9 protein-coding genes are annotated in these 13,426 nt (G+C 62.0%); 2 read left to right on the forward strand and 7 right to left on the reverse strand.

The window, feature by feature from the left end; translation table 11 throughout:
- The first annotated feature begins 80 nt into the window (after positions 1-80).
- Positions 81-1,061 (forward strand): alpha/beta hydrolase, encoded by a 981-nt coding sequence (locus tag QZ298_RS08145; protein ID WP_296007853.1) that lies wholly within the window; start codon positions 81-83, stop codon positions 1,059-1,061.
- A 4-nt stretch (positions 1,062-1,065) separates the two neighbouring features.
- Positions 1,066-2,490: a sialate O-acetylesterase gene (locus QZ298_RS08150; protein ID WP_296007856.1), complete on the forward strand. Its 1,425-nt coding sequence runs from the start codon at positions 1,066-1,068 to the stop codon at positions 2,488-2,490.
- 223 nt (positions 2,491-2,713) lie between these two features.
- Here QZ298_RS08150 and QZ298_RS08155 read toward each other — a convergent pair whose 3' ends face one another.
- The 7 genes from QZ298_RS08155 to QZ298_RS08185 form a co-directional block, all read right to left on the reverse strand.
- Complete coding sequence (locus QZ298_RS08155; RefSeq protein ID WP_296007859.1) at positions 2,714-3,466, reverse strand: glucose 1-dehydrogenase; 753 nt, start codon at positions 3,464-3,466, stop codon at positions 2,714-2,716.
- A gap of 38 nt (positions 3,467-3,504) precedes the next feature.
- Positions 3,505-4,959, reverse strand: coding sequence for an MFS transporter (locus QZ298_RS08160; RefSeq protein ID WP_296007862.1), 1,455 nt, complete (start codon positions 4,957-4,959; stop codon positions 3,505-3,507).
- A gap of 8 nt (positions 4,960-4,967) precedes the next feature.
- Entirely contained in the window at positions 4,968-5,312 is a 345-nt protein-coding gene (locus QZ298_RS08165) for a cupin domain-containing protein (RefSeq protein WP_296007865.1), read from the reverse strand.
- 21 nt (positions 5,313-5,333) lie between these two features.
- Positions 5,334-7,538, reverse strand: a complete 2,205-nt coding sequence (locus tag QZ298_RS08170) for an alginate lyase family protein (protein ID WP_296007868.1) — start codon at positions 7,536-7,538, stop codon at positions 5,334-5,336.
- A 13-nt stretch (positions 7,539-7,551) separates the two neighbouring features.
- On the reverse strand, positions 7,552-9,810 hold the full coding sequence (locus tag QZ298_RS08175) for a chondroitinase-B domain-containing protein (protein ID WP_296007871.1): 2,259 nt from the start codon (positions 9,808-9,810) through the stop codon (positions 7,552-7,554).
- Positions 9,811-9,822: 12 nt separating this feature from the next.
- Positions 9,823-11,247 carry a polysaccharide lyase 6 family protein gene (locus QZ298_RS08180; protein ID WP_296007875.1) on the reverse strand — a complete coding sequence of 475 codons (1,425 nt, stop codon included), beginning with the start codon at positions 11,245-11,247 and terminating at the stop codon, positions 9,823-9,825.
- A 225-nt stretch (positions 11,248-11,472) separates the two neighbouring features.
- Positions 11,473-13,419: a hypothetical protein gene (locus QZ298_RS08185; RefSeq protein WP_296007877.1), complete on the reverse strand. Its 1,947-nt coding sequence runs from the start codon at positions 13,417-13,419 to the stop codon at positions 11,473-11,475.
- Positions 13,420-13,426 lie beyond the last annotated feature (7 nt).

The raw sequence follows: 13,426 nt of genomic DNA on the forward strand, positions 1-13,426 counted from the left end.
CTGACGTCCGATTTTGGTTAACCAATTTCGGACGATGAACAAAAGTAATAAAAAACCCGATAACTTCAAACCTTAGCTTTATGAAAAAACTTCTTTTCGCCGCACTCCTGGCAGCGACATTCACGGCTTCGGCCCAGCAGGCCGTCCAGCCGACCAACCGCTATTCGATGAAACTTACGCAGCAGGCCGACGGCTCCTACGAATTGATGAACCGCGCGCGCTACGCCCGCATCGTCGACCTGGAGCAGATCGACGACCTGCTGGTACCCTACACCTACGAACGCCAACGGCTCCAGAGCCGCGACTACAAGGGCGTGGAGGTGCGCGAACCGATCTATACGACCCACGAGGGCTACGAGTTGCAGATCGCCATTGACCTGGCGCAGAGCGACGAACCGACGCCCGTGGTATTCTACGTCCACGGCGGAGGCTGGTCGCGCGGCAACAACGGCACGTTCCGCGTGCTGTCTCAATACATGGCCAAGCAGAAAGGCGTGACGGGCGTACGCATCGCCTATACGCTCGCCCCGCAGCCAGGAGCCGACGTACGCGTTTCGGCCGCCGACATCCAGGCCGCCGTGCAGTATATCCGCGACCACGCCGCAGAACTGAACATCGACCCTTCGCGCATGGGCTTCGTGGGCAACTCGGCGGGTGCGCACCTGGCCGCCGTGGGGGCCATGACGACACCCGAAGCGAAGGCCTTCGTCGGCACGTCGGGCATCTACGACCTCCGCACGGCTGCCATCTGCCAGAAAACCAAGGACGCCCAACGAATCGCTTATTTCTGCGACCGCGACCCGAGAATCCTGCAAGCCGCCTCGCCGGCAGCGCTCATTCCCAAAAAGAAAGCTCCCGCAGCACTGCTTTTCTGCGGCACGGCCGACATCACTGTGGAATGCGCCCAGAGCAAGGATTTCGCCGATGCGCTCCGCCGCCGCGGTGCCAAAGTCGATCTCCGGGTCTACGAGAACTACGACCACAACCTGAGCGCCAAGGCCTCGGACAAGATGGAGGAAGTATTCTTCGCGACGGTCGATTTCCTGGCCGAAAACCTCTGATGCCATGAAACGCATCGTATTGGTTCTGCTCCTTGCAATCGCAGGACTCCCTGCCGCGGCCAAAGTAAGCGCCCCGGCCATCTTCGGCGACAACATGGTGCTGCAACAACAACAGAACGTACGGCTCTGGGGCGGCTCCGATGCCCGCGAGGTGGTCGTGAAAACTTCGTGGAGCGGAGAGGAATTCCGCACTCCGGTCAAGGAGGGACGCTGGGAGCTGAAAGTGCCGACGCCGGCCGGCTCGTACGAACCACAAACGCTCACGGTAAGCGATGCCGATTCGGAACTTAAGTGGCACAACGTGTTGATCGGCGAAGTGTGGATCTGCTCGGGTCAGTCGAACATGTACATGCCCCTGCGCGGCTACACGGGCCAGCCTGTCGACGAGGCGCTGTCCACAGCGCTGGAAGCGGGCGAATACCGCGGCCGCATCCGCATGATCACGCTGCCCAAGCGCGAAGCGGCGACGCCGCAGCGCGACTTCGAGGGGCGCTGGGAGGTGCCGGCGCCCGAAACGGCCCTGCGCATGAGCGCGACGGCCTACTTCTTCGCCCGGGCGCTGACGCAGGCCCTGGGCGTACCTGTGGGGATCGTCTCGACGAGCTGGGGCGGCTCGAAGATCGAAGCGTGGATAGACACCGCGACGCTGGCCGGACTGGGCTACAACACGGCGAAGATCAACGCCGATCCCAAGATCGAATCCCGCGCCAAATGCGGCCTGCTCTACAACGGTCTGATCGCTCCGGCGGCCGGATTCACGGCCCGCGGCTTCGCCTGGTACCAAGGCGAATCGAACCGCAAGGAGGCGCCGCGCTATGCCCGGCTCATGGAAGGGCTGGCGGCTTGTTGGCGGGCGCAGTGGGGCGACGACAAGAACCGCATGCCGTTTCTCTATGTACAGATCGCCCCGCACGGCTACGGCCGCCCGGCCGACACCGATGCGGCCCTGCTCGTCGAGGCGCAGAGCGATGCCCTCGACCGGATTCCCAACGCGGCGATGATTTCGACCACCGACCTGGGCAACGAACACTGCATCCACCCTCGCAACAAACGCCCCGTGGGCGAACGGCTGGCGGCCGCAGCGCTGACGAAAGCCTACAAACGCAAACTGGGCGACGCATTGGCCGTACGATACGCCGGCGTGGAGTTCGCCGACGGCAAGGCTCTCGTGCGGTTCGACAACGCCCGATTCGGTCTGACTCCGCAAACCGCCGAAGTGACGGGATTCGAAATAGCGGGCCAAGACGGCAAGTTCTACCCTGCCACGGCCCGCATCGTGACGTCGAAACCCTTGGTCGAAGTCTCGGCACCCGAAGTACTCGATCCGGCAGCGGTGCGCTACTCGTTCCGCAACTACGCCCCGGGCAACCTGGCCAACACGCTGGGCATGCCGGCGATCCCGTTTCGGACGGACAGAGCCACAAAATGAATAATCGATACTTGTCTGCCAAAAACACCCAGCTGGCGTTTCGGCGGCTCTGAAAGCCGCGCGGGCCGCAACCTTCCCCGGCGGAGACCCGCAACGTTAAGGACGGGGATTTGAGAATTCGGCGTACCTCCGCAGGCTGCGGTCCGAAAGACAAACCGAACAGAGAAAAGGAAATCGGCGGTCCCTTGCAGGTCCGCCGATTCCGTTTGCAGGCGCTTTTCCGCTACGAGAAGAGCGTACCGCCGTTGATATCGATGTTGGTACCCGTGAGGTAGCTCGACTCGTCGCTGGCCAGGTAGCAAACCAAGTCGGCGACCTCCGAAGCCTCGCCCTCGCGGCGCAAGGGCGCCGTGTTGTGCAGGTTCTCGCGCGCCTCAGGCTTGGTAAAGCGGTCGTGGAACGAGGTGTTGATCATGCCCGGAGCCAGCGCGTTGACACGAATGCCCTGGGGGCCGAGTTCCTTGGCCATGGCGCGCGTATGGCACATGACGGCCGCCTTGGCCGTAGCGTAGACCGAAGCACCGGGGCCGCCGCCGTCGCGTGCGGCCTGCGACGAGAAGTTGACGATCGAACCGCCGGCAGGCATCATGGGCACGACCTCGCGCGTGCAGAGGAACACCGAACGCATGTTGACGTCCATGAGGAAGTCGTACCAAGCTTCGTCTTGCTCGACGATCTTCTTGCGGCCGACGATGCCGCCGACCACGTTGACCAGGATGTCGACCTTGCCGCCGAACGCCTTGCCGGCCTCGGCGAAGAGCTTCTTCACGTCGGCGGCCTTGGTCATGTCGCCCTGCACGGCGACGGCCTCGCCGCCGTCGGCCTTGATCATGTCGAGCGTCTTCTGCGCATCGTCAGGATTGTCGAAATAATTGAGACATACCTTGGCGCCTTCCGCAGCCAATTTTACCGAAATCGCGCGACCCAGGTCGCGGGCGCCGCCCGTCACGACGGCAACTTTACCATTGAGTTTCATAATGCTTTATAATTTTGAGTACTTTTAAAAGGGTTTGTCTACTTATTTTTTACCTGCTCGATCCGTCCGCCGAAAAGGAAGACGCACAGGAGGCTGGCCGGCACGAGCGATGCCCCCAGCACGAAGAAAAGCGTCCACACGCCGCTCTGCGTCAGGTAGGGCACCAGCAAGATCGAAACGATCGTCCCGAGCACGGCCGCCGCACCGCCCAGTCCGGCCAGCGAACCGACGGCCTTGCCGGTCTGGAAGTCGCTTACCAGAGTCTGGATGTTGGTCATCACGAACTGGTAGCCGCCCAGAATGAAAGCCATCATGACCACGGCCATCGTAGCCGACGAAGCCACGGCGGCCAAGGCCATGCCGGGGATGATGATGCAGCCGCCGAGGATCATCGCAGCCTTGCGGGCGAAATCGACGCTTTTGCCGCGGTCGATCAGCATGCCCGAGAACCAGCCTCCGGCTACCGAACCGATGGCAGCGCCCACGTAGGGCACCCACGCCGACATGGCGATCTGCTTGATGTCGAGTCCGAAGACCTCGATCAGGTAGATCGGCAGCCACGTGACGAACATCCACCAGATGGGGTCGAGGAAGAAGCGGCCCAGGATGACGGCGTAGTTCTTCCGCTCGGAAAGAAGCTGCCCCCACGTCTTGGCCGTCTCGCACGAGACGCGGCACTCGGGCTGCCCCGAGAGGATGTAATGGCGCTCTTCATCGGTTACCCACGGATGCTCCTTGGGGCCTTTCTTGTTGATGAGCAACCAAGGCACGACCCACAAAATGCCCAGCGAACCGACGACGACGAACGTGACGCGCCAGCCGAAGGCGAGGAACAACACGGGAATGAGCACCGGAGCGATGACCGAACCCACCGACGCGGCGGCCCCGAAGATGCCCTGCGCGAAGGCGCGCTCCTTCTGCGGGAACCACTCGGCGTTGGACTTGGTAGTGCCGGGCCACGGCCCCGCCTCGCCCAGACCCAGCATGACGCGGAAGAAAGTCAACGACTTCAAACCCGTCGAAATCGATGCCAGAGCATCGGCGCCGCCCCACACCAAGGCCGAGAGGGTAAAACCGCGGCGCGTGCCGATCTTGTCATAGATGCGGCCCGAGACGAGCTGGCTGATGCCGTAGGCCACCATGAAAAACATGGTAACGACGGCCAACAAGCTCTTGGACTGCTGTTGCTGCTGCTCGACGGGAGCCGAGGTGTCGATCAACCCCAAATCTTTGGCGATGCCGCCGTAGCGCACGTACTCGATCGACCCATCGGACAACACCGACACTTCGTCGGCCGCAAGCCGCACGTGCTCGCCGTCGACGGTCGCGTCGTAAACCCCGGCCGCCTCGTCGTAGACGAATTCGCCTGCCGGACATACGATTTTCGTATTGGCCACCCACATATAGTTGAGCGTGCCGCGGTCGAGGTAGTTGATGATCGTTACCACGACGATCAACCCCAAGACGATCCATCGGAAACCTTTGATCTTCATGGCGCCGTCTACTTTTTAAGGAAATCTTCGCGGTGGGGCGAGAAGGTGTCGATCAGGATGCCCGGTTCGAGGCAGACGCATCCGTGGAGTTCGTCGGGCGCCACGTAGTAGCCGTCGCCGGCTTCGAGGATGCGTTTCCGGTCGCCGATGGTCAGTTCGAACTTGCCGCTGGCGACATAGGTGGCCTGGCTGTGGAAGTGTTCGTGGAGCGTGCCGACGGCCCCCTTGTCGAACTTGACCTTGACGATCATCAGCTGGCCGTCGTAGCCCATGATCTGACGGGCGATGCCCGGTGCGGGATGCTCCCACTGCATTTCGTTCTCCAACTGGAACGTTTCGCTGCGTGTTTTCATATCATTGCGGTTTTTAATCGGTTAGTCGATTCGGATATCATAGGGGCCGCTCCACACGAACGTGCCCTCGGAGGTCGCGGCCTCGTGGCGCCGGTCTGCGTCCGCAGCCCGGTTGGCCACGCAAAGCACCACGCGGTGCCCGCCTTCGTACTCGGCCAGCGCCACGGTGTAGTCGGGCGTGTCGCACAGCAGCCGCACGCCGCGGCACGAGGCGGTCAGGTTGTCCGACTGCTCGACCTGGAGGTCGTAGGTGCCGTGGGTTTCGAGCGACGAGAAGAACGTATGGTTGCGCTTCGCCCGCTCGCGGAGCATGTAGACCTTTTCGGTGCGCAGGTTGAAGTCCGGATCATCGGCCCCGGTCTGAGCGAAGATCATCTCGGTGTCGGGCGTCGTCGCCGTGGTGAGCGAATAGAACCGGTCGCCCCGGATCCACGTGAAACACGACGAGGCGCCCTCCGTATTGCGGCCCCAAGCCTGCTTCCAGAGGTGGCGGTAACCGTCGGCTTCGCCCAGCGCCGTCATCGTCGCACGCGCCTTCTCGTAGGGGAAATCGACGCTTACCATCTGCCCGCAGTACCACATCGGGTAGTCGTAACGGTGCTCTGTGCCGCTTTCGGCCCGCAGGAGGTCGAGGATCAGCGGATATTGCAGAAAAGGCGTCGTCACGTAGGCCACCGTGCGCCGCATCCGCACATCGGGATAAGCGTTCTCCTCCCTGGCCGAGACGATCTGCACGCCCTCGCGCGAGAAATCGGCGAAAAGGATGTCGGAATGGTGCTTCATCGACTCGTTGTAGCTGCCCCCGAAGTGCGAGCGCTCGTCAACGACCAGCGTGTTGTGCGCCACGGTCGTCATGGCGAACGAACGGTTCTCGCGCGTATAGTGGCCCTTGTACTTGGCTTCGATGTTGAGCCAGCGGGCAGCGCCGTAGTCGGCCAGCACCTCATGGCCGTTGTCGTAGTAGGCCAGCGTCAGCTTGTCGTAGTGGCCGTGGCTCAAGCCGTGGGCGGTGGCTTTGAGCGTCACGGCGCTGTTGAACGCCGGGTCGGTGGAGCGCATGACGGCCACCCCGCCCTCGTCGCCGCTGCGGCCGTCGCGGTAGAGCGCGCTCCGGAACCGCAGTGGCTGCGCCTCGCCGCGCGCGATGTCGCGGGCCACGGCATAGCCGGCGTCCGAGGGGAGCACCCAGCCCTGATAACGGGCCGCCACGTCGAGCAACTGCTTGTTCGACGGATCGGCGTTGTAGGCGATGTTGACGGCGTAGACCAGCTCCTGGGCGTCGTAGCCCTTTTCGAGCGAATCGTTGAAACGCATGAAACGTCCCTGGTAGGCGAGCTGCAAGAGCGTCGAAACGGCCTTTTTCAGAATGCCGCCGCGGTAGTCGAAGATACCCAGTTCGGGCCGGTTGTGATCGATGCACTGGGCGAAGACCATGAAAGGCCAGATGGCGTAGCGCTGGTAGTAGGCCCCCTCCGTAAAGTAGCCGTCGGGCGAGAAAAGGTAGTCGAGCTGCTGCATGAACCCGCCGTTGCGGCCCGTGCCATCGCTCCCGTACAACGCCTTATGCACAAGTTCCTCGTCGTCCATCGCCATGCCGATCATGCCCACGGCCGCGGTGGCCCAGGTGGCATGGTTGTGCATGCGGTTGAAGACCTTGTTATTCTCGCGGTTGTCCTCCATGCCGTTCATCAGGAAGTCGGCCATCGGCCGGAACAGATCGCGCTCGATGCGTTTCCGCTCGGCCGGGGTCAGGTAGTCGTAGACGCAGTCGTAGGCCATCGACGCGTGGACGAGCCACACGCTCTCGTTGAGCGTCTGCCAGAAGATGCGGCCCGGAGTCTTCGAGAGGGTCACGGGATGGAATCCCAACGTCGGATAGAGGTCGGCATAGGCCGCCAGCATGTCGGCCACGCGGCGGGCATACCGCTCGTCGCCCGTGAGCTGCCAGGCGATGCCGCAGTCGACCATCTCGTAGTAGTTGAGCTTGTGGCGCTCGTGGGTGCGGCCGCCTCCGCCGTCGCGAGGCTGCGGCACCTCGATCGGAGCAGCCAAAGCAACGTCGGCCCCGGCCAGCGTGCGGGCGATCGAAGCGTCGAAAGCCGGCACCTTGCCCCGGTCGGCCCGCATCGCCTCGACGCCGCGCTGCGTGAGCATCAACGACGGATGGGAGGCGGCGCACGGAAGAACCGAAAGCGCAAAGAGAAGCAGAAAGAGGGTCTTTTTCATCGCAGTGTCGATCTTATTTTTTAGTTCCTATCTGTTTTTCGGCCAACGGCGAACCGGGGCGCTGCGTGAAGTCGAAATTATCGGGATCGACATAGGCGGGTTCCAGCTCGCAGAGCGGCCCTTTTACCGCATTGCCCGTCATCGAAAGGATGCGGCCCGAATTCCACAAGTTGCAATCGGCGATCGACACCTTCTCCCACGTCGCCTCGTCGAGACGGATCGAACAGCCGCCGCGGCCGCTGTCGGAGAAGTTGCAACCCTCGACGGCGAGCACCTGCGGCCCCACGAGCCGCATGACCGATCCGCGCTCCTTGTTGCAGCACTCCTCGAAGTTGCAGCGGCGGACGAAGAGATACGGCCCGGCCGTCGACTCGTCGCTGCCGCCGCGGTAGATGTTGATCGGGAGACCCAGAATGCGGTAAAAAGAGCAATTCTCGATGAGCATGTCGTCGGCATTGTAACGCCCCTTGTCGTCGCGCTCGGCGGCGTAGTGGATGGCGTCGCCCGAGAGGTTGCGGAAAAGCGAATTGCGAATCTCGACCCGCCCGGCGAAAGTCGACTGCGTACCTTTGATGGCGAAAAACCCGCCCTCGCCGAAATCGGCGAACTCGCAGTTGTCGACGAAGAGATCGTAGGGGCGGATCATGCTCTCGGCGGTCGAAATACCCGCCTTGGCCAGCGCCTTGCCGGGTTCCAGCACGCCCGAGAACGCGATGCCCTCGATGCGCAGCTCGCCGCCGTCGGCGATGGTTACCATGTTGTCGGCCTTATCGCCGACGAAACGCACTACGGGCCGTGCACCCTCTCCGGCGGCACGGATCGTCAGCGGCACACGGACGGTCATGGCCCGGCTCACGGGGTAATCGCCCCCGGCATCGGCCAACACGACCGTATCCCCCGCTCCGGCACGCTCCACGGCGGCCGGCAGATCGTCGCCCGAACGGAGCACATGGGTGCGAGGAGCCGGCGTCTGCGTTCCGCACTGCGGACGATAGCGCGCGGCGCCCCGGCCGGCCCGCATTTCGGCCTCGGAGGGAAGCGAGGGAAGCACGGGCAACATGGGGACGACGTTCTTGAAGCCGGCAAGCGTACATTTGCGGCCCAACGCCGTCTTGTTGTCGCGGAATGCGAATCCGTCAGTGCGGTCGACGGCGATGAACGGCTCGGTCAACGCCTTGTTGACAATGGTGTTGCGCTCGAAAGTTACCCGTTCGGGCGCCAGCGTGCGTTCGAGGTCTTTGCCGGTGCCGAACTCGATGTTGGAGCAGTCGACGAACGTATTGTCGGCGATCTCGACATCCTCGACCAGGCAATAACGGTTGGGCAGCGAATTAGGCACGGCGTTCATCACGGCCAGCGCCGAGAAGAAACGCCCGCCGACGATGCCGACCAATGTATTGCGCACGACGCGATGGCCGGCGTTGACGATGCGGATGCCGCCCGTGTTGCGGACGCCGTTGCCGATGAAGATGTTCTCCTCCACCAGATTACGGTCGCCGTGGCGCAAAGCCAGCACGCCCTGCGACTCGAAGAAGATGTTGCGGCGGATGATGTTGTCGCTCGACTTGATCGAGACGACCTCCACCTCGCCGTCGCAACGCTCGAAGAGGTTCTCCTCGATGAGCGTGTTCGACGAACGGTAAGCCTGCTGCGAGGTGCCGACGCGGATGGTCTCGGCGCCGTTCGACCCATAGACCGGGCGCGGCGCGAAATGGTTGTGGTCGATGCGGTGGAAATTCTGCTGCGACCGCTCCTCGTTGAGCATGACGATGAGCGTCACGCCGAGGTTGAGCTTGCCGCTGAAGGTGCAATGATCGACACGGTTGCGACGGCCGTAGAGGATCACGTAACTATAAGCCATGTCGCGGCGCACGGGGTTGTAACCGTCGATGACGCAATCGGTCAGGCGGCAGTCGTCGGCCACCTCCTGCCCGCAGCGGAACTCGACGACGGCCCCTTTCGGCGCCGTGCCGCCGCGGAAGTCGAAGCCCGCGATTTCGAGCCACTGCCCGGCCAGGCGGAGCGACGACGAACCGCCGATCTTCACGCCGCCCGGCGTGGCGGTCTCGATGCGGAGCGGAGCACCCGCGGCACCCCGGCCGCGCCACTTGAGTTCGAGGTCGCGGTAATCGCCGTCCTCGACGACGATGCGGTCGCCCGGCCCGGCCTGGCGCAAGGCGGCGGCCACCTCGGGCAGCGACACGCGATATTCTTTCGCAACGCCGGGCAAAACGGCCGCGACAGCGAGCAGAGACCAAAGAAGTTTCAGCATTTTCATATTCGGTTATTCGGTTTTCCAACTGCACCCGGCGTTCTCGCGGATCATCTCCACGGCCAACGGCATGTCGGGAAGCATCGGCGCCGAAGCGGACACGGGGAGGTTTACGCCGCTCTGACGACCGCCGTAGAGCGTATTGTTGTTCCACTCGATGTCGGGCGCAGGCGTCGGGGCGCACCACACGGCATAAGACGACGGCGAGGAGAGCGAAACGATATTGTCCTCAATCCGGGAACCGGCTACGGGAACCGTCTGATCGCTGTTGCTTGCATAGTTGACATTGAACGCATATTTGCAATCGACGATCGTATTGCACCGCACACGGGCGTTCTTTACCTGCCAGTAACCGTTCAAGGCAGGCGACTGCTGCCCCCGCACCATGCAGATCGCCGTACGGTAGCCCGTTCCGGCCAGCCGCTCGAAGTAATTGTCTTCGACGACATGATCCTCGCCGATGAGACGCACGCCGCCCGTGCCCTCCAGGTCGTTGCCCAAGAAAGAATTGCCCCGCACGGTGCAGCCGTTGCCGTGGCGCAAGGTAAGCGAACCCTGGCTCTCGACGAAAAGGTTGCCGCGGTAGAAATTGCCGCACGACTTGTTGGAGATGATCTCGGCCTGCTCGCCGTGGCAATGGTAGAAGTAATTGGCCTCGACCGTGCAGGCGGCCGTCTGCATAGAGAAGTCGCTCGTGCCGATGCGGATGGTCTCCTGACCGTTGACGGCCTTGCCGCCGGCGTCGCGCAACGTCACGGGACGCTCGAAGCGGTTGTCGGCAATCAAATGCTCCGGCACGATGTCAGGTTCGAGCCACACGACCAACAAGCATCCGATGTTGCGCTTGTCGCGGAACGTAGATTCGCGGACGGTGTTATGCGTACCGTAGAGCGACACCCATTTGGTGTCGGTGGCGGCGTCCTCGGCCGTCGCATCGCCCGTGATGGCGCAGTCGCGCAACACGCAACCGGCGGAACCTTTGGCGAACGCAACGACCGATTTGCCCTTGACGGGTTCGGGGTTCTGCCACCAAAAACCGCTGACCTCGACATGACTGCCCGCGATCGAAAGGCGCGAAGTGCCGGTAAAACGGACGCCGCCGGGCGTTTCGGCCCGCAGGACGACGGGCCGCTCGGCCGTTCCGGCCCCGCTGACCGAGACGATCTGCCCCTCGTAAACGCCGTTGCGCCACACCACGATGTCGCCGGCGGACAACGCCCCCAAGGCCTTGAGTTCGGCGGCCGACGAGACGAACTTCACGTCCGGATCGTCCGAAGAATCGGGATCGTCCGTATCGCCGGGGTTGTCGTCCGGATTCCCGTCGGGCTTCTCGGGCTGCGAGGGAACGACGACTTCCGGAATCTTGAAATCGCTGCCCGAACACCCGAACACCAGGGTCAACAACAAAGTAGTCAATATGATTTTGCGTACTTTCATTTTTCTTTCAGTTTCAGCGTCAGCCTTTTTCGCGAACCGCAGCCTGCGGAGAGCGAGCCGTTGCGAGCCTCCGCCGGGGCGGGGCTGCGGCTCGCGCAACTCTGCGAGTTGCCGACCGTTCGGAGGAGTCTTCCTTTCGGCACCGTCGGGGCGGGTACTGCCGCTCATCCTGACAGAACCCGCCGCCCGGCACCGCTCAAAACAACCTAACTATAACCGTAAATCCTATTTATTCAAAGTTTTAGACCAATAAAAATCAAATGTAACACGGCCCTTTTTATCCGAAACGGCAGCCGCCGTCACTTCTTTCACATGCAGAAATCCGCTCCGGCAAATTCCATTGCCCTTGGGTTTGATGTTGCCAAAACTCCAAGTGGAGTACTGCACCAGCAACACCGTTCCTGCATTGAAATCGCCAGAATTCACAGCATCGCCATCCAGCACGAACGTCGGAGAAGCCGTCGCCGTAGTCACTGCGGAGAAAACCATCGTGGCAACAGAACCATCGCGCACCGAAGCAGCAACCTGCTTCACAGCCTCCGATGCTGCACTCTCGTCAAGATTGCGGAAACTCAAAATCGGCGTTCCGAACCATGTGCCTGTATTGGTAATGCTCACACCTTCGGATGTTTTGAAGTTTTTCAACTGACCGTTGCTGCCGCAAGGCCCCTGGATGTTGAAAGCCTTCGAGCCGGCAGTACAGAACAAGTAAGGCAACACCTCGTAATATTGCTCCTCGGTAACCTTGGTTTTATCCAACTCGTTCTTGTTGTTCAACATGATGTCGGGCGCAGCATATTTGTCCAAGGCACGCCATTCGTCGGTCGAAATCACCTTACCCATATCGGGCACGAAGAATGCGATCGCAATATTGCTCGCATCGCTTGCACCTATAGTTATATCTTTATAATAGTAGAACGGATAGATCGTCGCTTTGCCGATTTCGAGCTGCTCGCCGCCGTTATGGAAGGCTGCCACAGAGACCTCGCGCGCCTTGGCGAACGTCACGCCGTCGGGCACCGTGAACTTCAGTTCGGAGTCGGTCGCACCGGCAAGCATTTCGGCTTCGATGCACTCACCGTCATATTGCAGCTCGATCTTCTCCACGGTCGTCAGGTTGGCGCCCGTGACGGTCACGGTCTTGCCCAGGTAGAACTTGCCGCCCTCGACGGTCATCTGTCCGAATTCGGGCACAACGACCGACGACGAGGGCGTAGTGTCGACCCGCCATGCGTCCGCCAAAATCTCGGTCTGCGCAGGCTCCGACAATCCCCATTCGGCCACCAAAGCCTTGGTCTGCACGACCGGATCGGCCTGCTCGATGGACGCGGAGAAACGCACCGTGAGCGCTTCGGCGCTCTGCGCAACGAGGGGCAGCGCCTTGTCGCCCCACTTTACCTCCGACACGAGGTCGAGGTTGCGACCCGTCAACTCCAGTTCGTCGCCGATGACCGAATTCGTACCCTCGGGCTGCGCGGCCAAAGCATCGAAACTCGGAACATGCAGCAGGAACGGGGTTTCGCCCGTCACGTCGATGGTCTCGGTGCCCCACTCGGCCACGATGGCCACTTGGGTGTCAGGCCCTGCATGGCCGCCGGCCGGCACGCGGAACTTCACGAAAGCACCCTCGTCGTCGACCTCCGCAAAATCGGCGGCTTCGACCGTCGCACCGCCGAAGCGGATGCGGGTTACCTGCCCGAGGTTGCGGCCCGAAACGGTAATCTCGGCACCGACGGTACCCTCGGCGGGAGCGAAGCCCGTCACAAGAGCATCGGTCACAGGAACGGTCACGAAATAATCATACGTAAATATGGACTGCTTGTCCAAATCGTAAGCCCGCAGCTTGACGGCATAGGGCAGATCGTTCTGGGCATAGTCGAGCGCCGGAATCCTGAATTTTAACTCCTTGATGCTCTGCGCAGTAAACTCCACCTCGATGTCGTCCATCGTGACAGCACCGATGCAATCGAGGTTGAAGCCCTGCACCGTCACTTCCGTGCCGACATAGGCGCGGACGCTGCCGCTCTCGTTGGAAAGCGGGGAAATCGTGGCAGGATTGAGCGCCGGAATACGCTGCGTATCCTTCGCGTCGATGAATCCGGGGTCGTCGCCGCACCCGAAGCACAACAAGGCTCCGGCGACGAGGGCAAACAATTTATTATTGAGATTCATGGCTTTG

Origin of the sequence: uncultured Alistipes sp. (assembly GCF_910580175.1) — a bacterium.
In the GTDB taxonomy this organism is placed as follows: Bacteria; Bacteroidota; Bacteroidia; order Bacteroidales; family Rikenellaceae; genus Alistipes.

What these genes read in the sequence shown, in the direction of transcription:
- QZ298_RS08145 (WP_296007853.1), top strand. Translation starts at nt 81, where the DNA reads ATGAAAAAACTTCTTTTCGCCGCACTCCTGGCAGCGACATTCACGGCT.
- QZ298_RS08185 (WP_296007877.1), bottom strand. Translation starts at nt 13,419, where the DNA reads ATGAATCTCAATAATAAATTGTTTGCCCTCGTCGCCGGAGCCTTGTTG.
- QZ298_RS08155 (WP_296007859.1), bottom strand. Translation starts at nt 3,466, where the DNA reads ATGAAACTCAATGGTAAAGTTGCCGTCGTGACGGGCGGCGCCCGCGAC.
- QZ298_RS08160 (WP_296007862.1), bottom strand. Translation starts at nt 4,959, where the DNA reads ATGAAGATCAAAGGTTTCCGATGGATCGTCTTGGGGTTGATCGTCGTG.
- QZ298_RS08165 (WP_296007865.1), bottom strand. Translation starts at nt 5,312, where the DNA reads ATGAAAACACGCAGCGAAACGTTCCAGTTGGAGAACGAAATGCAGTGG.
- QZ298_RS08170 (WP_296007868.1), bottom strand. Translation starts at nt 7,538, where the DNA reads ATGAAAAAGACCCTCTTTCTGCTTCTCTTTGCGCTTTCGGTTCTTCCG.
- QZ298_RS08175 (WP_296007871.1), bottom strand. Translation starts at nt 9,810, where the DNA reads ATGCTGAAACTTCTTTGGTCTCTGCTCGCTGTCGCGGCCGTTTTGCCC.
- QZ298_RS08180 (WP_296007875.1), bottom strand. Translation starts at nt 11,247, where the DNA reads ATGAAAGTACGCAAAATCATATTGACTACTTTGTTGTTGACCCTGGTG.
- QZ298_RS08150 (WP_296007856.1), top strand. Translation starts at nt 1,066, where the DNA reads ATGAAACGCATCGTATTGGTTCTGCTCCTTGCAATCGCAGGACTCCCT.